This window comes from Photobacterium makurazakiensis (assembly GCF_050336715.1).
Lineage (GTDB): Bacteria > Pseudomonadota > Gammaproteobacteria > Enterobacterales > Vibrionaceae > Photobacterium > Photobacterium makurazakiensis.
Genome location: NZ_JAKJSJ010000091.1, coordinates 1 through 19,744, shown reverse-complemented (window position 1 = coordinate 19,744; position 19,744 = coordinate 1). Strand labels below are relative to the sequence as shown.

17 protein-coding genes are annotated in these 19,744 nt (G+C 40.9%); 10 read left to right on the top strand and 7 right to left on the bottom strand.

Annotated features, from left to right (window positions below):
* Positions 1 to 79: 79 nt before the first annotated feature.
* Positions 80 to 1,069, bottom strand: coding sequence for a GGDEF domain-containing protein (locus L4D09_RS26995; RefSeq protein WP_428460629.1), 990 nt, complete (start codon positions 1,067 to 1,069; stop codon positions 80 to 82).
* Positions 1,069 to 2,076, bottom strand: a complete 1,008-nt coding sequence (locus L4D09_RS26990) for a response regulator (RefSeq protein WP_428460628.1) — start codon at positions 2,074 to 2,076, stop codon at positions 1,069 to 1,071. Before L4D09_RS26990 ends, L4D09_RS26995 begins: the two co-directional genes overlap by 1 nt.
* 341 nt (positions 2,077 to 2,417) lie before the next feature.
* On the opposite strand from L4D09_RS26990, the gene L4D09_RS26985 reads away from it, so the two are divergent.
* The 3 genes from L4D09_RS26985 (at position 2,418) to L4D09_RS26975 (ending at position 4,825) form a co-directional block, all read left to right on the top strand.
* The gene (locus tag L4D09_RS26985; protein ID WP_428460627.1) at positions 2,418 to 2,780 is read left to right on the top strand and encodes a glutathione S-transferase N-terminal domain-containing protein; all 363 of its coding nucleotides are present in this window, start codon (positions 2,418 to 2,420) and stop codon (positions 2,778 to 2,780) included.
* Between the two features lie 146 nt (positions 2,781 to 2,926).
* Positions 2,927 to 3,598: a DUF3334 family protein gene (locus L4D09_RS26980; protein ID WP_428460626.1), complete on the top strand. Its 672-nt coding sequence runs from the start codon at positions 2,927 to 2,929 to the stop codon at positions 3,596 to 3,598.
* Positions 3,599 to 3,724: 126 nt separating this feature from the next.
* Positions 3,725 to 4,825, top strand: coding sequence for a ParB/Srx family N-terminal domain-containing protein (locus L4D09_RS26975; RefSeq protein WP_428460625.1), 1,101 nt, complete (start codon positions 3,725 to 3,727; stop codon positions 4,823 to 4,825).
* Positions 4,826 to 4,993: 168 nt separating this feature from the next.
* Here L4D09_RS26975 and L4D09_RS26970 read toward each other — a convergent pair whose 3' ends face one another.
* The gene (locus tag L4D09_RS26970) at positions 4,994 to 5,443 is read right to left on the bottom strand and encodes a YaiI/YqxD family protein (protein WP_428460624.1); all 450 of its coding nucleotides are present in this window, start codon (positions 5,441 to 5,443) and stop codon (positions 4,994 to 4,996) included.
* A 107-nt stretch (positions 5,444 to 5,550) separates the two neighbouring features.
* Entirely contained in the window at positions 5,551 to 7,146 is a 1,596-nt protein-coding gene (locus L4D09_RS26965) for an ABC-F family ATPase (RefSeq protein ID WP_428460623.1), read from the bottom strand.
* Between the two features lie 380 nt (positions 7,147 to 7,526).
* On the opposite strand from L4D09_RS26965, the gene L4D09_RS26960 reads away from it, so the two are divergent.
* A complete protein-coding gene (locus L4D09_RS26960) occupies positions 7,527 to 8,381 on the top strand; it encodes a sulfotransferase family protein (RefSeq protein WP_428460622.1) in 855 nt (284 codons plus the stop codon).
* Positions 8,382 to 8,452: 71 nt separating this feature from the next.
* Here the strand turns inward: L4D09_RS26960 and tdh are convergent, their stop codons facing one another.
* Positions 8,453 to 9,484, bottom strand: a complete 1,032-nt coding sequence (gene tdh, locus L4D09_RS26955; protein ID WP_428460621.1) for an L-threonine 3-dehydrogenase — start codon at positions 9,482 to 9,484, stop codon at positions 8,453 to 8,455.
* Positions 9,485 to 9,583: 99 nt separating this feature from the next.
* Positions 9,584 to 10,777: a glycine C-acetyltransferase gene (locus tag L4D09_RS26950; RefSeq protein ID WP_428460620.1), complete on the bottom strand. Its 1,194-nt coding sequence runs from the start codon at positions 10,775 to 10,777 to the stop codon at positions 9,584 to 9,586.
* 183 nt (positions 10,778 to 10,960) lie between these two features.
* On the opposite strand from L4D09_RS26950, the gene L4D09_RS26945 reads away from it, so the two are divergent.
* The 3 genes from L4D09_RS26945 to malZ all read left to right on the top strand — a co-directional run bounded on the left by L4D09_RS26945 (position 10,961) and on the right by malZ (position 14,634).
* Positions 10,961 to 11,884 carry a LysR family transcriptional regulator gene (locus tag L4D09_RS26945; RefSeq protein WP_428460619.1) on the top strand — a complete coding sequence of 308 codons (924 nt, stop codon included), beginning with the start codon at positions 10,961 to 10,963 and terminating at the stop codon, positions 11,882 to 11,884.
* Between the two features lie 286 nt (positions 11,885 to 12,170).
* Positions 12,171 to 12,620 carry a DUF4174 domain-containing protein gene (locus tag L4D09_RS26940; protein ID WP_428460618.1) on the top strand — a complete coding sequence of 150 codons (450 nt, stop codon included), beginning with the start codon at positions 12,171 to 12,173 and terminating at the stop codon, positions 12,618 to 12,620.
* Positions 12,621 to 12,774: 154 nt separating this feature from the next.
* Positions 12,775 to 14,634 carry a maltodextrin glucosidase gene (gene malZ, locus L4D09_RS26935; RefSeq protein WP_428460630.1) on the top strand — a complete coding sequence of 620 codons (1,860 nt, stop codon included), beginning with the start codon at positions 12,775 to 12,777 and terminating at the stop codon, positions 14,632 to 14,634.
* A gap of 81 nt (positions 14,635 to 14,715) precedes the next feature.
* On the opposite strand, the gene L4D09_RS26930 is transcribed toward malZ, so the two are convergent.
* Entirely contained in the window at positions 14,716 to 15,366 is a 651-nt protein-coding gene (locus L4D09_RS26930) for a PEP-CTERM sorting domain-containing protein (RefSeq protein WP_428460617.1), read from the bottom strand.
* Between the two features lie 460 nt (positions 15,367 to 15,826).
* On the opposite strand from L4D09_RS26930, the gene L4D09_RS26925 reads away from it, so the two are divergent.
* The 3 genes from L4D09_RS26925 (at position 15,827) to L4D09_RS26915 (ending at position 19,644) form a co-directional block, all read left to right on the top strand.
* Positions 15,827 to 17,266 carry a glyceraldehyde-3-phosphate dehydrogenase gene (locus L4D09_RS26925; RefSeq protein ID WP_428460616.1) on the top strand — a complete coding sequence of 480 codons (1,440 nt, stop codon included), beginning with the start codon at positions 15,827 to 15,829 and terminating at the stop codon, positions 17,264 to 17,266.
* A gap of 341 nt (positions 17,267 to 17,607) precedes the next feature.
* Positions 17,608 to 19,005 (top strand): sensor histidine kinase, encoded by a 1,398-nt coding sequence (locus tag L4D09_RS26920; protein ID WP_428460615.1) that lies wholly within the window; start codon positions 17,608 to 17,610, stop codon positions 19,003 to 19,005.
* 3 nt (positions 19,006 to 19,008) lie between these two features.
* Complete coding sequence (locus tag L4D09_RS26915; protein WP_428460614.1) at positions 19,009 to 19,644, top strand: response regulator; 636 nt, start codon at positions 19,009 to 19,011, stop codon at positions 19,642 to 19,644.
* The last annotated feature ends 100 nt before the right edge of the window (positions 19,645 to 19,744 follow it).

The window sequence follows — 19,744 nt, the reverse complement described above, 5'->3', positions numbered from 1 at the left end:
CCTCATTCTATTTTAAAAACTCCGATAATAATTACAACAATATCAATATTAAATTTTCAGTAATCCTAGCAGTCTCACACTACCCAGCCACTGATTGATTGTTTCCTGTACTTGTGTGCGTAAACACAGTTGATTGATTTCGTCCGTTTTGTTTCGATTGATAGAGTGCCGTATCTGCACACTCAAGCCATTGTTCATAATTTTCGATACAAGGTGACCATTCACATATCCCTAGGCTAATGGTGACCTGAATGTCTCTGATATCAGCAACGACTGATGACGCTTCAATGCGCGTCCGTAGCCGCTCTGTAAAATACAATGCCAGCTCTGCCGAGGTTGCCGGTAAGATAATACCAAATTCTTCACCACCATAACGACCTGCGATATCACCTTGGCGCTTGGTGCGTCGTAACAAATTTGAAATGTTTCTAATTACACCATCACCAGCAACATGGCCAAAAGTATCATTCACTTTTTTGAAATGGTCGATATCAAACATAACGAGCGTCGATGGCTCCCGACATTGCTGACAGGATTGAAACTCTTTGTCTAAACACGTCTCCCAATGTCCACGGTTAAATAACTGCGTTAAGCGGTCGGTCATACTTAAATGTGTTAGCTGTTCATTAGATTCGCGAAGGTGCATCTTACTTTTGGCAATATCAGACACATCGGTTACCGTTAAGCACATATGTGAGTAATCGCCATTTAGTGATTTCAGAGGTGTCAGCGTCATATTTTGATACATCACCGACTCCCCTCCTGTTATTGGGCTAAAGTTAGTAAAGTTAAAAATACTTGCTCTATCCTCCCAACAGCTAAAAGAACGAGTACGTAGCTTGAATGCAGAAGCAATTTTGTTTTTTAGCCAATCAATCGGTAAATGTTCAATTACATCAAATAAATTCTTACCCATTATTTGGTCTGCACTAACACCGCTGTATGCTTGCATGAAGGTATTCCAAGCAAGCACTGAATACTCATGGTCAAGAATAACAACTCCAGCGTCAATATTATCTATAACCTGCATAGTTAAATGAAAATCAGATAGCGTGATAGGGTTATTCATTAATGTAATGTCTCCATAATTCGCTTAATCACTTTCGTTGAACCTTGATCCATCATAAATAACACTTCGCAAATAACATCTAATGTTTCAGCTTGATAACGATACTCCACCGTAAAATATTCACTTTTATTGCAATTAATATCACCCCATGCCATATATTCTTCGAGAACAATAGGTTGACGCACTGAAAAAGGTATATTCATTTGCTCTGATAATGAAACTAAAAATGAAGATACCATTAAATTTGCAATATCAATGACAACCTCATGTTTATGTTCATTCACTTGGCTAAATCCTAAGCGCTTACCAAATTTATCGACATCTTTTCCTTCTAAACAAATTAAAGCTTCGCCGTGGATCCCACCACCAACAAACCGCTGAGCGATAGCAACTGTTTCTGTCTGTTGCTTAATATCGTTAATCGTCATAACGAGTTCACCAGCACTAAGCATCGCCACATTAGGTAAAGGCATCTTAATAAAGTCACCAAAATGATCGGATATTATTGCCGCACCTCGACCTAACGCAACATTTGCGACTTCTTTAAATTGAGAAAGGTAATTAATGTCATTTGTATGTTTAACAACTGGATCTTGCCCCAACTTTGGTCGTTGACTCGATGTTTCAGGGACTGACAAGCTCACACCAATATTCGAGAGTGACGTAGCCAATTGTGCTTGATTAAATGGTTTTGCCAAAAATGCACTTGCACCTAAATCAAGACACCGTTCAATCGCTTCTTTTTGTACATCGGCAGAAAGTACAATAACTTTTGTTTGATATTTGTTAATAGGTAAATGCTGTAATACTTCAAAGCCATCCATAATTGGCATAGTTAGATCTAAAAATAAAACATCCACATTTATATTTACAATACACTCAATAGCTTGCTTCCCATCTTCCGCAAAATGCAATGTCAATTCAGCATAATGTGAAAGGTATTTGTACATGGTTTTGTGTACAACAGGCGAGTCATCACAAATAAGGATGTTTCTAATTTTATGCACAGTCGCAATGCCTTTTCGGCCATGAAATAGAATGGTTAATAGTAATAAATTTAATCTGTAATCATAATCAAAACTGTTATATTAATCACAATGGAGTGACGTCGATCGTCTTTTCCTATGTTTGCCTCCTTTATTTACATACATTTTCTTAAAGCGTTTTTCCAATTCATATTACTTTTAATATTTACATTTATTGATGAAAAACACTTTAGGGTCATTTAAATATCATTCCGAGAGGGAATGTTCGATCTATTACACGCACAATAATTATGGTTTTAACTCACAACACTAATCGTTATCATTACTGAGTAAATACTATTTTAATCATAAGGAAGTAAGTTATGAAAGTGATTCGTTGGGTTCTTGGTCGGGCAATTTTGCTACTAAACGCTGTTTTTTCACCAAAAGCACTTCAACGTAGTACCGATGAACAACACCAGGTTGAGCAATCATTACGTAACATCAAACTTTATCAGTTCGATGCGTGCCCTTTTTGCGTTAAAGTTCGCCGCGCAGCGAAGCGTTTAAATCTTCCTTTAGACACGATTGATGCAAAGCAATCTGTTCATGAGCAGGCACTTGTAGCCGGCGGTGGTAAGCGTAAAGTCCCTTGCCTACGCATTGAAGAAGAATCTGGTGATATTACGTGGATGTATGAATCTAACGATATCATTGCTTATCTTGAGCAACGCTACGCAAGCTAAAGTCACCAGATTTAAAACCTGCACAGTGTGAAACTGAGTACCACTGAATAAAAATAGTGAGCTATATCAACTCATAACGTAATCACTGTGCATTTTTTCGCATTTAATGACACACTGCGAGCATATAAACACGACTAAAGAACACCATGAAAAAAACAAAAATCATAACGACTGACGATATTCTCCTTAAGCTCTGCCAATCATTTTCATCTGTACTTTCAACGGCAACAGATAGCCCCGTGAATTACTCGGCGATGGTACAGAAAATCAACAAAACAAGCTTAAAGCCGGATATCGGTTGCTTTGTTCTTTTTGATGGTGGATTTACTGGCCTGGTTGTAACTAACTTTTCTCATCAAGCCGCACTTGAATTGTATCAAGACTATATGCTGAAAATGGGTATGTCAGAGAATGAACTTGCGATACACCATTCTTCTGATGAAGTTGCTGATGTGCTCGGTGAGCTAATGAACCAAGTCGTAGGTGATTTCACCAGTAAAATTCGCAGAGAGTTGCAAGTTTCCATTAGTCAGAACCAACCTAAAATGTTAGCGCTTAATAAGCAAATCCTTCTTTCTGTTGATACGAATCTTGATCGTCCACAAGCACGTAGAGTTAGCTTCACGACAGCCAAAAACAATATCTTCTATTTAGAGCTCGCTATGGATAAGACTGAATTTATTCAACTTGAAGAGTTTGAACAGCACGAAGAGGTTGACCCAGATAGTATCATCGCTTCAGCACAGCAAAATAAAACAGAAAAGACGAGTTCAGCACAAACCGTTGACTTTGATTTGCTTGACGAACTTGGTATCTAGCCAATTCTTTTTATAGAACAACAAAGCAGTAAGTTAAGCTTGCTGCTTTATTACATCTAACACACCCACTCAATACCCCACTTTGCTAGACTATCATTGGTCATCTTTTCTATGGGGTTAGATTATATGCAACGCTGGCATGCTCTTTTGTCTTCTTCGCTCTGTTTACTTTCCTCTTTTGTCGTTTCGTCTTCTTTTGCTGAAACAGTAAGCTATAGCGAACTTGATAATGGTGACATAGTCACAGTGAGCTTAGATCAACTTTTGCCCACGCAGGCAATACTTGACCATGATGCTGAAAATGCAAACTTGCAAAACTATAAAATCGAACTGAAAAATATGTTTGATGATCTTTGTCGCCTAAATGGTGCCAAAGGCATTAAACACTGGGATGAGGCCTCCTCCCCAACTCAGCCCGAGTCCTATACTTGCACAAACAAACTCGGCACGGACATCGATGCTCTGAGCACTGTTGTGATTGCGCCTAAAGATGGCATTCTTTACTTAACCACGAATCAAACTATTCTCTCTACGTTCTGGGATATGCCCAATGGCGGGACTAGCGTACCAATTACAGTGAAGGTCAGTCATAACCTTATCAGCTCTGGTGACGATTTTTGGCCAGAAATGATCAACGATAATGAGGTCTGGTTAGTTAATGAAAAAGGTAAGAAAATTAAGCCCGATGACTTACCTGAATATATCGGTAGAAAACAACTAAAGCATGATAAGTACCTCTCATTGGCCAACTTCTTACTGGGTATTAGCTACCTGGAGCCTCAGCCAGATGGAAAAGAAAATACCAAGGCATCAATACCCTACCTAGCCTTGAACTGGGCATTATTACTGCGAAAAAAGATGAAAGTATCAGAGTATGATTTGAATGACCCTGATGAGTATGCAACAGCGATCACTGAAGCGGCAACCATCATTGTTGATACACCCGATGATGAAGTTGTCGGTAAATCAAAACGTACAGCTGCCGAAATGGGTAAGCTCAGCACTGTTGATAGCAAAGCACTCGAAGCACTTCTAACCGATGAAACTTCATCATTTGGCCTTGCAATAGCCTATCGCCTTAACAAAAAAGAAAAATCGACACCTAAAGCGATATTAGATGAAGAGAAAGCCAAAAAAGAACAAGAGGCACATGACGTCAACGCAGAAGAAAGCGAACAAAATACGTCAGAAAAAAGCACGGAAGATGATAAGAAACAAGAAAAGTGAACAACTTGATTAATCAGTAATTTTAACTGTTTTATGTCTAAAGTTGGTATGTGTCCTTCCGTTATCGCTCTCAATCTTGGTGGCTTAATTGAAGGTGCGCATATAGTGGAAGTTAACTATAGATTTACATAACAATAAGGCTGACGATAATCGTCAGCCTTATTAGTTTTATTTATGATGCTTAACCAAAAAGCTATCAAGCTTATTAGCAAAGTTTTGGCGATCGGCCTGATTGAGCGGTGCTGGACCACCTGTTTGCACGCCTGAACTACGCATGGTTTCCATAAAATCACGCATCTGTAATCGCTGCTTAATCGTATCTTTAGTATACATTTCACCACGGGGATTCAATGCATGCGCGCCTTTTGTGATAATTTCATCGGCTAGTGGAATATCGCCAGTTATCACTAAGTCACCCGCTTCAGCATGCTGCACGATATAATTGTCAGCAACATCAAAACCCGCCTCTACCTGAATAGAATTGATATGCGGTGATGGTGGGACGCGAATAAATTGGTTTGCAACCAAGGTTACAGCAACACCGACACGGTTAGCGGCACGAAACAAAATTTCTTTGACTACGTTGGGACAAGCATCAGCATCCACCCAAATTTTCATTCTCTTTCCTTATTATTCCTGAATATGAACCGCTTATAAGCGTCATTTTTCTAAATAACAAAAAGCCGCCATTCGGCGGCTTTTTTCAGTATTCACTAAATGGAAGATTAACCGATAAGGCCTTTCTTCGCTAGGTACTCTTCGTAAGTACCGTGGAAGTCTTCAATACCATCTTTGGTAATTTCTAGAATACGCGTTGCAACCGAAGAAACAAACTGGCGGTCATGAGAAACGAACATAAGCGTACCCTTGAAGTTTTCAAGTGCAAGGTTCAATGCTTCGATAGATTCCATGTCCATGTGGTTAGTTGGTTCATCCATCAGTAGGATGTTTGGTCTTTGCATGATTAGCTTACCAAACAGCATACGACCTTGCTCACCACCAGAAATCACTTTTACCGATTTCTTAATGTCATTTTGTGAGAACAGCATACGACCAAGAATACCACGAACTGTTTGCTCGTCGTCGCCATCTTTTTTCCACTGACCCATCCAGTCAAGAAGGGTCATATCTTCTTCAAAATCCGCACTGTGATCCTGAGCGTAGAAGCCAATGTTGTTGTTTTCAGACCACTTAATCAGGCCATCCATTGGTTCCATTGCGCCAGCTAGCGTGTTTAGCAATGTTGATTTACCGATACCATTTTCACCGATAATCGCGATACGCTCGCCCACTTCCACTAGTAACTTCACGTCATTGATCAGAATGTTGTCGTCGTAGCCTTGCTTCAAGCCTTCAACTTCTAGCGCGTTACGGAAAAGCTCTTTTTCCTGATCAAAGCGAATAAACGGTGTCTGACGGCTAGATGCTTTAACTTCATCTAGCTGAATTTTATCAAGCTGCTTCTGGCGAGATGTCGCCTGCTTCGCTTTAGATGCGTTAGCAGAGAAACGGCTTACGAACGTTTGTAGTTCAGCCATCTGTGCTTTTTTCTTCGCATTGTCAGCATGTAGACGCTCACGTGCTTGCTCAGCTGCCATCATGTATTCATCATAGTTACCAGAGAATAGGCGAAGTTCACCGTAATCAAGGTCAGCCATGTGTGTACATACACTGTTTAGGAAGTGACGGTCGTGCGAAATGATGATCATAGTGCAGTTACGCGCCAATAGAATCTCTTCCAACCAACTAATTGTGTGGATGTCCAAGTTGTTCGTTGGTTCATCAAGTAGCATGATATCTGGGTCAGCAAATAGTACTTGTGCAAGTAGTACACGTACTTTCAGACCAGGAGCGACAGCGCTCATTAAGCCAAAGTGCTGGTCTTCAGCAATACCCAAACCAAGTAGAAGTTCACCCGCACGAGCTTCAGCTGAGTAGCCATCCATTTCAGCGAACTCTGTTTCTAGGTCGCCAACACGCATGCCGTCTTCATCTGACATTTCAGGTAGTGCGTAAATGCGATCACGCTCTTCTTTTACTTTCCAAAGTTCTTTGTGGCCCATAATAACGGTATCAACCACAGAGTATTCTTCGTATGCGAACTGATCCTGGCCCAACTTAGCCATACGCTCGTTAGGATCAAGAGAAACAGTACCGCCTGATTGCTCTAATTCGCCGCCAAGAATTTTCATGAACGTTGACTTACCACAGCCGTTCGCACCGATAAGGCCGTAGCGGTTGCCACCACCAAGTTTAACTGAGATGTTTTCGAACAATGGCTTATCGCCGAACTGCATTGTGATATTAGCTGTTGAAATCAATGTACTGTTCCAATAATGGTGTTTTATCAAGCATTAAAAAAGCCGCTTTAATCAGCGACTTTTTCTCGAAATTTTGTGAATTATAACAGAATTCGTGACTTACATCACTTCTAAATTTTCAGCCTGAACTCGAGTGTACTTAGTAGTATATCAAACAACATAAACAACGCGGAATGCTATTCCTGTATTAGCTATGATCAGATAAATACGTTTTATCTAAAGGCCGATAACACGATGCTTATCCCTACCCCCCTTTTTGAGTAAGTTATATGTTGCGTTTGTATTTTGATTTTGACCTTACTGAGTGAGCTATATCACTTGAACTTAGGTTCTCCTGTACCATACTTATTACAATTAACGCTTATTGAAAGGGAATTTGCATGGATAACAGTGGTCCTATATTTATTATTGGTTCTCAGAAATCCGGAACAACTTCGCTCGCTAAACAGCTCGATAATCATCACGATATTTGTTTATCCTCACCTAAAGAGCCTGAGTATTTCACTAGACATTTAAATAAAGGTGACAAATGGTATAAACGCTGCTTTTCAGAGCAAGATAAGATTTTAGTCGATGCATCAACAAGTTATTCAATGTGTCCTTTGAGCAAAGAGTCCCTTCGTTATTTAGATAATCGAGAGCAACTACTCAATACACCTCAAAAAATAAGGCAAGCACATAAAAATGCAAAAATCATCTACATCGTTCGTGAACCAGCCATGAGAACCTATTCGCATTATTGGCATAATGTGAAATATGGAAGAGAAAAACGTTGCTTTCAACAAGCTATTGAGGAAGATATTTTTTATCTTGAAATTAGCCGTTATTATGCACAAATCGACAAGTATCTTCAGCACTTCGATAAGCAAAATATTCTAGTATTAAAGTTTGAAGATTATATTATCAACCAACTAGCCGTCCTAAACCACTGCGAGGACTTTATTGGTATATCAAGAACGATAGAGCTCCCCAAGACACATGCAAACAAAGGTCAAGTTTATAGCAATTTCGGCAGTTTTTTAATCAGTAACCCTATCACGAAAAATATAGATAGACTCTTACCTCTAGCACTAAAAAAGCAAATAAAAAAGCGCCTTGCTAATGAAATCCCCAAACTTGATGCTAACGAACGAGCCCGCATAAATGCCTTGTTCAAAGAGGACCTCCAGCAATTAAAATCTCACTTTGGTATTTCTTATTTGCCAGCTCAGGCAAAGACACACGAAACAGCATAAAAAAAGCGGACTTAATTGCCCGCTTAATCATTCATATTGCTATAAGCCTTAGATTGAAACCCTTTATTGGATTATTCCCAATCTAGGATAACTTTTCCTGACATACCAGAGCGCATCACATCGAAGCCTTCTTGGAAGTCATCAATCTTGTAGTGGTGCGTAATGATTGGCGTTAGATCCAAGCCAGACTGAATCAAACTTGCCATTTTGTACCAAGTTTCAAACATTTCACGACCGTAGATACCTTTGATCACCAAGCCTTTGAAGATCACTTGGTTCCAGTCGATACCCATATCTGATGGTGGAATACCCAGTAGAGCAATCTTACCACCGTGGTTCATGCCTGTTAGCATGCTGTTGAACGCTGATGGGTTACCAGACATCTCAAGACCAACATCGAAGCCTTCAGTCATGCCAAGTTCAGACATTACGTCTTCAAGCTTTTCTTCTGCAACATTCACTGCACGAGTCACGCCCATTTCACGCGCAAGCTTTAGACGGTATTCGTTAACGTCAGTAATAACTACATGGCGTGCGCCAACATGTTTCGCAACAGCAGCAGCCATGATGCCGATTGGGCCAGCGCCCGTAATCAATACATCTTCACCAACAAGGTCAAAAGACAAAGCAGTGTGAACAGCGTTACCAAACGGGTCAAAAATAGACGCTAGATCATCTGAGATACCTTCAGGGATCTTAAATGCATTGAATGCAGGAATAACTAAGTACTCAGCAAATGCACCTTCGCGGTTTACACCAACACCCGTCGTATTACGACAAAGGTGTGTACGACCACCACGACAGTTACGACAATGGCCACAAGTGATGTGACCTTCACCAGATACACGATCGCCAAGTTCAAAGCCGCGAACTTCTTGGCCAATACCAACAACTTCACCTACATACTCGTGACCAACTACCATAGGAACAGGAATTGTCTTTTGTGACCATTCATCCCAGTTGTAGATATGAACGTCGGTACCACAAATAGCAGTCTTCTTAATACGAATTAGTAGATCGTTATGACCAAGCTCTGGTTTTGCGACTTCAGTCATCCAGATGCCTTCTTCAGGCTTTAACTTAGCAAGTGCTTTAATTTTCATTATGTTATTCCTACTACAGGGTAATGTTCCGCAGGTTGTTATTGGATTAAAAGTCAACCTGCAGCCCTTAGAATTTAATTTGGTATTAACTAAGCAAGCTTAGATAATTGCCATGTCTTTACCCACTTCGATAAACGCATCAATCGCTTTATCTAGTTGTTCACGTGAGTGTGCTGCAGACATTTGAGTACGGATACGTGCTTGGCCTTTAGGTACAACAGGGAAAGAGAAACCTACTACGTAGATACCTTTCGCAAGTGCACGTTCTGCGAATTCTGCAGCCACTTTTGCATCACCCAGCATAATTGGAATGATTGCATGATCTGCACCACCCATTGTAAAACCAGCAGCTTCCATACGTGTACGGAAATGTGCTGCGTTGTCCCATAGGTGAGTACGTAAATCGCCAGATTCAGCAAGTAGATCAAGTACGCGAATAGACGCTGATACGATTGCAGGGGCAACAGAGTTAGAGAATAGGTACGGACGAGAACGCTGACGTAACCAGTCAATGACTTCTTTCTTACCAGAAGTATAACCGCCTGACGCGCCACCCATCGCTTTACCTAGCGTACCGGTAATAATATCGATACGGTCGATAACATTATGGTGTTCATGTGTACCCGCACCGTTTTCACCCATGAAACCCACAGCGTGAGAGTCATCAACCATTACCAGTGCGCCGTACTTATCAGCAAGGTCACAGATAGCAGGAAGGTTTGCAACCACACCGTCCATTGAGAACACACCGTCAGTTACGACTAGCGTATGGCGAGCACCCGCTTCTTTCGCTGCGATTAGTTGTTGCTCTAGCTCTTCCATGTTGTTGTTTGAGTAACGGAAGCGCATTGCTTTACAAAGACGAACACCATCAATGATTGAAGCATGGTTTAGTGCATCAGAGATGATCGCATCTTCTTTACCAAGAATAGTTTCGAACAAGCCTGTATTTGCATCGAAACAAGATGTGTAAAGGATCGTATCTTCTTTACCAAGGAACGTAGAAAGCTTTTGCTCTAGTTCTTTGTGTGAATCTTGCGTACCACAGATGAAGCGTACAGAAGCCATACCAAAACCGTGCTCATCCATACCGCCTTTCGCAGCTTCGATAAGTGCAGGGTGGTTTGCTAAGCCTAGGTAGTTATTGGCACAGAAGTTAAGTACTTCTTCGCCAGTATTGATTGATACCGCTGCTTTCTGAGCAGAAGTGATAATACGTTCAGACTTGTAAAGACCTTCAGCTTTTACTTCTTCTATTTGCTGATTGATTTGATCATAAAATGCGGCAGACATGATGTTCCTCTCAATATTATTTTTAGTGAATGCGTTAACGCTCCACTAGGCAATATTCCATATAAAATATTAGGTTATTTGCCTGAAAAAAATGTTCATTTCACAGGTTCTTTGAACTTTAGCCATTCTAATCCAAGGCAATTCAGACTATTATCCCCTCTCTTGGAAAAGGACTGTTGAATTATGGACACAAATAAACTAATTGCCCTTATGCCGGAGCTAGCCACATTCAAAGTTGTGGTCGACGAAGGCAGCTTTACCGCCGCTGCCAAAAAGCTGGGGGTGACCCCTTCAGCGCTTAGCAAGCAGCTGTCAAAACTTGAGAAAACCTTGTCTGCCAAGCTGCTTGAACGCACCACTCGAAAGCTAGTGATAACGCAGTCAGGAAAAGGTATATACAATCAATGTACAACCTTACTCGAAGCTACAAAACAAGCCGTCGAGTTTACAAGTTCAGAACATGAAACACCGTCAGGTTCGTTAACCGTTGCCGCACCAAAAGCATTTTTAAGTATTGTACTTCAACCACTTGTGAAGCCTTTTCTCGACCATTACCCGGATATAGAGCTAAAGCTAAAAGCGTCTGATGGCGAGATAGATCTCATTTCTGATGGCATTGATGTTGTCTTTCGCTTAACCGAAAAGCCGATTGAAGGACAAGTATTAAAGCAGATGGGTAAGGTCAGTTTAAGCCTATGTGCCAGCCCTAATTACCTTGCTTTGAGAGGGACACCAACTCATCCAACTGATCTGCTAAATCATGATTGTTTATATCTAGGTGAGACCACCACTGATCATATTTGGGACTTCGTGAAAGGTGATGAATCTCACACGGTTGCCGTTAAAGGTCGCTATGCCGTAAACCACTCTCAGATGCGTTTAAGAGGAGTTACGGATGATCTCGGTATCGGTATTTTTCCTGATTTTGTGATCAAGCAAGCGTTAGTTGATGGTTCTGTCCAGCAAGTACTTAACGATTGGACGATAAAAGGGAACTACCAAGGCGATATCGCACTCCAGTTTGCGCAAACGAAATTTATGCCTGCGCGACTTCGCGTGTTTATCGACTATGTTGAAGCGCACCTCAAAAAATATACGGTGTCTTAACCCTCTTTCTGACTTCAACACCAATCATTTATACATTGTCACTGTGGCTACATAAATGGTTGATGTTGAAGGTGCCTCAATACCCTATACTTCTATTACGAATAATAAGTTCAAATAGCATACCTAAAACACAGATCCACTTGATCCAATTTGACAAGAAAGTCGTTAATTATTGGCAGCCATGCAGTATGAATTATCTCTCTGCATGGTCTAATTTACACATCGCCACAGCGTGGCAATCGGTAAGTTAAGCCTTTCTCACTGATCACAAGTAGAGAGAATAACGATGAAAATTTGGTTAATACGATTGGCTACTCTGCTGTTCTTGTTTATACACTTCCACACTACTGCCTATCCAACAGGTTCTATCCATTGGAATCATCGAAGCATCCTCTACTTTGCACCAGAGAAAGATCAGCATGTGAATAATTTTATTAAGCAGAGTTTAATGCATGATTGCCAGTTGCAAGAGCGTGATATAAAAACCGTTGTTATTACTCATGATGGCTTCTACAAGCCAGAAAATGCCTTTACCCAAGAAGAAGTTCAGCACCTAACGTCGAAATACAACATCACCAGTGATAGCCATACCGCAATACTCATAGGTAAGGATGGACTCGAAAAACACCGTTGGGGGGAAAAGACAAACTGGTTATACATCCATCAATTAATTGACAACATGCCACTACGTAAAAAAGAAATTGCCTCACAACCGTCAAGCCGCTGTGCAATTTAACCGGCAGTGTTTCCCTTCAAAGCTTGATAGATGTAACACGTTTTCACTACGCCCCCGACTACGCCTCCAAATTTTCACATGGGAGGATTTTCTTTAGCCTAAAAAGCAGTATGTTAAAGCAACCGACTTATCTATGATGGCTATTAAAACAATGATGAAAGTGCCTTACCTATACCACGGACAAGATGCCTTTTGGGTGACTCCCTCCGATAACCATTTACAGTTAACGATTGCCAGTGATACCGAAACACGAATTACAGCCATTTTCGTGCGTTGTGAACCAGATAACGAAGAATGTCTTATCGACATGGAACGTGGCGAGCAAAACGGCAAACTGCAGTATTGGCATGCCCAGCTTCCACTCAGCCTAGATAAGCCTATTTCATATTATTGCTTTAAAGTGATGCAGAATAACCGCCAATGGTGGTTACACGGCAGTGGTATTAGCCCGAGAGTTCCAGGCCGAGAGCACCATTTTAAATTTAATCGTCAACATCAACCTCCTTCATGGGTAAAAAGCCAAGTCTTTTATCAAATATTTCCCGACCGCTTCTGCAACGGTGATAGTAGCCTCAGCGTTCAAACCGGTGAATATTGCCTTAATGGCAATGAACGCCCGACTTTAGCGAAAGCATGGGGAGAAGCCGTTTCTGAGCATGGCAAAAATGGCCCAAATGAATTCTTCGGTGGTGATTTAGCTGGGATTCATTCCAAGTTTGATTATCTGCAAAAACTCGGGATTACTGCTCTGTACTTAAACCCTATTTTCACCGCCCCCAGCAACCATAAGTACGACACCTCTGATTATCAAAATATTGATCCTCACCTTGGTACGAATGAACAATTTGCAGAAATGGTGTCAGATCTCCACCACCGTGGTATGAAGATCATGCTTGATGCTGTCTACAACCATACCTCTGTCGATCATCACTGGTTTGATAAATACGGTAAGAATGCCAATGGCGGTAATCAGGTTCAAGGTGCCTATAATCATCCTGATTCTCCCTACCGAGATTACTACCAGTTTGATGGTGCCAGTAATGACTATATCGGCTGGAACGGTATCTCGACGCTGCCTAAATTGAACTTCTCTAACCCAGAAGTTCAAGACTATATCTACGCGGGTGAAAACGCGGTGATCAAATCATGGCTTCGCGCACCTTACCATGTTGATGCTTGGCGCTTTGATGTAATTCATATGTTAGGCGAAGGTGCCGGTGCGAAAAATAATGCCCATTACGTTAAAGCATTTCGTCATGCCGCTAAAAGCGTAAACCCAGATTGTTATGTCCTCGGCGAACACTTTTTTGAGGCAACAAGCTGGCTTCAGGGCGATCAAGAAGATGGTGCGATGAACTATTACGGTTTTGCTCACCCCATGCGCGCCTTTTTTGCCAACAAAGACATTGCCTACCACAACTGCCAAATTGAGGCTGAAGAGTTTGTCGAATGGTTAAATGAAGCAAGGAGCAAAATCCCTTGGTTAAACCAACTATCTCAACTTAACCAGCTTGATAGCCATGACACCATGCGCTTTCTCACCACGCTAAATGGCGACAAAGAAACGATGCAGCTTGCTCTACTTATGCTGTTTAGCTATGTGGGCACACCGTGTATTTACTATGGCACTGAAGTGAGTCTTGAAGGAGGGCAAGATCCTGATAACCGTCGCTGCTTCCCATGGGAACAAACTGAAGTGCCTCACAATACTTTCGATTATGTTCAACAACTCATAGCTCTTCGTAAAACACGACTATCACTACAAGAAGGCAGTATTCAGTGGTTATGTGCCGAGCATAAACATTTAGGATTTGCTCGTACCCTTGGCGACGAGATCACGATATGCCTGCTAAATAATAGCGAAAAAACAAAAACCATCGAACTCCCAGTTTGGCAGCTAGGCCTGAGCAATGGAGCATTAAATGACTTGCTAACAGGTGACGAATGGCTCGTTAAAGATGGCATACTCTCGATGACACTGGCAGGTAAGGAAGGTTTACTGCTGGCAAGTTAACACAGCTACCTAAGTTCCCTTCACTAGCCCAATGTTAGTGAGGGAAGCTTAGGCCTATTACTTAACCTTAACTCTTTCCCCTTAACCCTTTCTCCTTAATCCTAAAGGCGCATTTACTGGCTTGCGACGCCTTACTGTTAAACCTAATAGCGCCAAGCCGAAGAGCCCTAGCATTGCTGGCTCAGGAACATCAGTGATCACTCGAATCCAGTCACCAGGCTCTCTCACACGCATATTAACAGTAAGTACATTATCGTTAATCTCGTATGAATTCCGCCCTTCTAATCCACGGTTTCTGAAACTTCCAGGATAGATTGTATCGGGATGACCAAGATAATTAGAGGCAGCCTCAAGTGTTCCGTGACGATCAGACATCACACCGAGGATCGTCCCACTAAAAGTCCAATAAACATTGTTATGCTTGATCCTTTGACGCCGATCGCTATTTAAAAAAATCATATGGCTATCTACCCGGGTACCAGCAGCTATTAACAGGTCATCGGTTTGCAATGCTGATGTCAGTAATACATTCTGCCGCTCATTAAACCCTTGTTGTGCCGTATTTTCATTTTCAGGTGCATCATCTTCAACTGATACAGGTGCAGTAACAAGTAGCTGCGCACTTCCACCGACAGAAGACATGTTAGCCTGAGTAACTGACAAAATTGCGGCTTGTGTCGCTGAGGTAAAAATACTTGCGATAAAAACCATAATAGTTATTCGTTGCCTCATATTGTCACCATGCCTTTCCTTACCTGGTTGTACGGAAATTAATGCAATCAATATGCCAAAAAATGAGTATGACTAGAGATCAATAAGTTAGAGTATTACCTGAGCCTGCTAATCTCCAATTGTGTAAAAAAAGCTGACAGTAATTACTCATAATGGAACGCTCAATTCGCAGAATAAAAAACGATTAAGATATTTATTATCAATAAGTAGCATTGGTTAGCATGACAAATAAAGTTCGACAAAAAACTGCTTTTAGTTATCGGCACTGTAAAAAATATTGAACTGCATCACTCTTTCACAACGTATCAGATCACACTTTTAAGCCATTAATTTTACTAGGATAAAAACCACGCAAACGTTACACTCACCACCATAAAAATAATATAACAATTGGGTTACATTTCACTTGCGTGAAATTAAAAGCCCACCTCTTCCCTAACGTGAAAGGTCCTTAGTAAAGATGAGTCCAGAAAAATATCTTCTAGACTGGCAAACAAGCCAAACAAATGCAGAATCAATCTCACCACTTCTAGGCCAACTTTATCGCCAGAAAGGCGTTGAAGTCCTTATTTTTGGTCGTCAAATCGTTAACGCATCGATCATTGATATAATCAAATCACACCGTGTTGCTCGTCGCTACACCGGTAGTGAGCTCTCTCCTGGTCAAACGCTCGCTGTTATAAAAGAGATCCATAAGCTTGATCTATCACCATGTCGAATTGATGTTGGTCAGCTTGCCCATAGCTACTGGATCAACAACGAAGACGAGACTGGTATCTCTGACTTCTTGCACACCGCATTACTTGAATCGCTAAACAGCACGCAATCTTTAGAAACACGTGATGTTGTACTGTATGGTTTTGGTCGGATCGGACGTCTCTTAGCCCGTTTGCTGATCGAAAAAAGCGGTCAAGGTTATCCATTACGCCTAAAAGCGATTGTAGTTCGTGGTGGTAAAGACGGTGATCTAGAAAAACGTGCAAGCCTGTTACGCCGTGACTCAGTACACGGCCAATTCAACGGTGGCATCACCGTTGATGAAGAGCGTAAAGCCATTATTGTTAATGGTAATTACATTCAAATGATTTACGCCAATAGTCCAGCTGAAGTCGACTACACTAAGTTTGGTATCAATAACGCGTTAGTTGTTGATAACACAGGCATGTGGCGTGATACAGAAGGACTTAGCCAGCACCTTAGTAGTAAAGGTGCTGCAAAAGTACTGCTGACAGCCCCTGGTAAAGGCGATATCAAGAATGTCGTTTTTGGTGTCAACGAAGCTGTTATTCAAGAAAACGACACGATCATTTCAGCAGCAAGCTGTACAACAAATGCGATTACTCCAGTACTAAAAGCAATTAACGATAAGTACGGTATTCAAACTGGTCATATCGAAACTGTTCACTCGTTTACTAACGACCAAAACCTTATCGATAACTTCCACAGTGGCGAACGCCGTGGCCGTTCTGCATCGCTAAACATGGTATTAACATCAACAGGTGCTGCAAAAGCGGTATCTAAAGCCTTGCCAGAACTAACAGGCAAGCTAACAGGTAATGCTATTCGCGTACCAACGCCAAACGTATCTATGGCTGTAGCCAACCTAAATCTAGATACTGATGTTAGTAAAGATGAGCTAAATGAATACCTGCGTGGTATTGCCCTTAACTCACCACTTTCTGGCCAAGTTGATTACACGCAGTCCACTGAGATCGTATCGAGTGATATTGTTGGCTCTCGTCATGCCGGTGTCGTTGATGGTGCAGCTACCATCGCACAAGACAAGCGCTGCGTACTATATATCTGGTACGACAATGAGTTTGGCTACAGCTGCCAAGTAGTGCACTGCATGGAGCAAATGATGGGTGTACGCTATAAAACGTACCCAGAAATCAAATAACCCAAAACAGATAACATCTAATAAAAATATGTTTCCTAGCTTTTGCCGCCAAAGATTTTGGCGGCTTTTTTTTGAAGTTAAAATTGACAAGCAAAACCCAGCATAGAGATGAAGCTTCCTCAATCGCTGGCTGAAAGGGCCCGATAAAATGCTCACAGAATACCATCGAGTCGCATACTACTTCTAAGGGTATTCGTATGAGTTCAACTTAGCCTAACCTACTGCAATGCTGTGATTTTCTACTCAAGTAATAAATCGCAACATATCTCTACATGGCGAACACTTATCAATAGAGCAAGAACACGCTACTATCTATATGGTTATTTCAACTTAAGCCTATCATGAGCTATTTTTACACTTTTCTTGTCTACCTACTTTATGGCCTCGCCTTCTTTTCAATCGGCTGTACTATTTTGTTCCGTAATTTCCGCCATAGTAAACTTGTCATTTCACACAGTTTATGGGCATTGGCTGCATTCGGTTTTGCCTACGCATTTTATGAATGGTCGGAGTTATATATTAACTTGTTCGGCGATCGTATTCGTGAACCGAAATCAACGTTCATTGAATGGTTGCGGCTAACGAAACTCACCATTGCTTTCTTCTTCCTGATGCTATTTTCATGGATGGTGACAGTTGTTAATTCCCCCATAGTAAAAAAAATAATGCGATTGACTCTTTTCACGGTCACTTTGATTTATTGCGCAATATTTATCTACACCTTTTCAACTCACGGCCTAAGCAAGGCCGTTATAGATAACACAGAATCATATGCACGGTATATTCTTGCCTTCCCTGCAGCGCTTATCGCTGGACTAAGTCTGGTAAATTACGGTCGTAAACTTATTGCGGAGAAAAAAAGGCATGGCCGTTATTTTCGGGTTACTGGCTATGCTTTCATTGTATTAAGTGTTATAAGCGGCATAATTTCACGAGATAACAATAACTTAATTTTTAATCTCCAATTGATTGTCGCATACATATTGCTTATTTCTTTATATTTATCCTTAAATGTATTCGATAAAGAAAAACAACGTATTATTGCATCGCAGCTTAGGCAGGCTTACATTTCAGACAAATATAAAGCGATAGGTCAATTAGCATCTGGTGTCGCCCATGAGATCAATAACCCCCTATCCTCTTCCACTCTATCTCTGGATATGTTAGAAGAAAGACTGTCTGATGATAAACAAGTTGAACTGGTTAAACGTACGCGGTTGGGTATTGATCGCGCTTCTACTATCTGTAGAGAGTTACTGATATATTCTCGTTCAGGTGAAGAGAGCACTCAACTATCTTATATCCATAGAATAATCACTTCAGCATTACAGCTGCTATCTCACAAAACTAAAGGGTATAAAATAACGGTTAACTGTGAAAAATATATTACCTTATTGACTAACCCAATCAAAATTGAAGAGCTCATCATCAACTTATTGAGTAATGCAATAGATGCATCACATGTAGGTTCCGAGATTATGATTGATGTAAAAGAAACTATGATAAATGATTGTAACTATGTAATTTTATCCGTTACAGACCAAGGCTGTGGCATGGACATAAGTACTCAAGAAAAGGCCTTAGAACCGTTCTTTACGACAAAACCCATTGGAAAAGGGACAGGGCTTGGACTTGCTATTTGTGCTGAAATTGCGACAGACCATCGTGGAGAGCTTACGATTAATAGTAGAAAGAATATTGGAACAACAATTACTGCTAAGTTGGCGAAGGAAATGTAAAAAATGACAAGTAAAATTCTAGTCGTTGAAGATGACGAAATGCTACGTGTAAATATAGTCGAGATCCTCGAAAATGCTGGCTATGCGGTCTATCAAGCAGAGAGCTCAGAACCTGCAATACGGCTTTGCCAAGAACATATTTTTGAATTGGCGATTCTTGATTACCTGCTTCCTGGTATAACAGGGACTGAATCAATTTCTAATTTACGCCAATACAACCCTAACTTGTCTGTTATTTTAGTCACTGCATTTGCAACTGTTGAGATTGCAGTTGATGCAATGCAGAAAGGTGCAAATGATTTTATTGCTAAGCCGTTTAACAGTCATAAGCTATTAATGACGGTAAAACGTTGCATCGCTGAAAAAGAGCTTCTTCCAGATACGACCGAGTTAAATCTTGATAAGGTTTATTCGGCCCTTTCTAATCCAATAAGACGAGATATCATTCAGCATTTAACTGAAAATAGTTCATTGAAATTTATGGAAATATTTCGACTTATTGATATTGAAGATCATACGAAGCTCAACTTCCATATCCAAACGTTGAAGAAAACTGAGTTAATTATCCAAGATGACAATCGTGTATACCGCTTATCAAAAGCTGGAGAACAACTGTTCCGCCACCAGATTATCAAATAGCACGACAATAAATACATTTATTGCTCTTTAGTTTCCTTTTAAGGTAGGTAACCCCTTTTCTATTAGGGCTATAAATATAATTAAACTCTGTCAATATAAT

Coding starts and splice junctions, on each gene's coding strand:
- L4D09_RS26920 (WP_428460615.1), top strand. CDS start 17,608: ATGAGCTATTTTTACACTTTTCTTGTCTACCTACTTTATGGCCTCGCC.
- L4D09_RS26950 (WP_428460620.1), bottom strand. CDS start 10,777: ATGTCTGCCGCATTTTATGATCAAATCAATCAGCAAATAGAAGAAGTA.
- L4D09_RS26975 (WP_428460625.1), top strand. CDS start 3,725: ATGCAACGCTGGCATGCTCTTTTGTCTTCTTCGCTCTGTTTACTTTCC.
- tdh (WP_428460621.1), bottom strand. CDS start 9,484: ATGAAAATTAAAGCACTTGCTAAGTTAAAGCCTGAAGAAGGCATCTGG.
- L4D09_RS26985 (WP_428460627.1), top strand. CDS start 2,418: ATGAAAGTGATTCGTTGGGTTCTTGGTCGGGCAATTTTGCTACTAAAC.
- L4D09_RS26925 (WP_428460616.1), top strand. CDS start 15,827: ATGAGTCCAGAAAAATATCTTCTAGACTGGCAAACAAGCCAAACAAAT.
- L4D09_RS26980 (WP_428460626.1), top strand. CDS start 2,927: ATGAAAAAAACAAAAATCATAACGACTGACGATATTCTCCTTAAGCTC.
- L4D09_RS26915 (WP_428460614.1), top strand. CDS start 19,009: ATGACAAGTAAAATTCTAGTCGTTGAAGATGACGAAATGCTACGTGTA.
- malZ (WP_428460630.1), top strand. CDS start 12,775: ATGAAAGTGCCTTACCTATACCACGGACAAGATGCCTTTTGGGTGACT.
- L4D09_RS26945 (WP_428460619.1), top strand. CDS start 10,961: ATGGACACAAATAAACTAATTGCCCTTATGCCGGAGCTAGCCACATTC.
- L4D09_RS26970 (WP_428460624.1), bottom strand. CDS start 5,443: ATGAAAATTTGGGTGGATGCTGATGCTTGTCCCAACGTAGTCAAAGAA.
- L4D09_RS26995 (WP_428460629.1), bottom strand. CDS start 1,069: ATGAATAACCCTATCACGCTATCTGATTTTCATTTAACTATGCAGGTT.
- L4D09_RS26940 (WP_428460618.1), top strand. CDS start 12,171: ATGAAAATTTGGTTAATACGATTGGCTACTCTGCTGTTCTTGTTTATA.
- L4D09_RS26960 (WP_428460622.1), top strand. CDS start 7,527: ATGGATAACAGTGGTCCTATATTTATTATTGGTTCTCAGAAATCCGGA.
- L4D09_RS26930 (WP_428460617.1), bottom strand. CDS start 15,366: ATGAGGCAACGAATAACTATTATGGTTTTTATCGCAAGTATTTTTACC.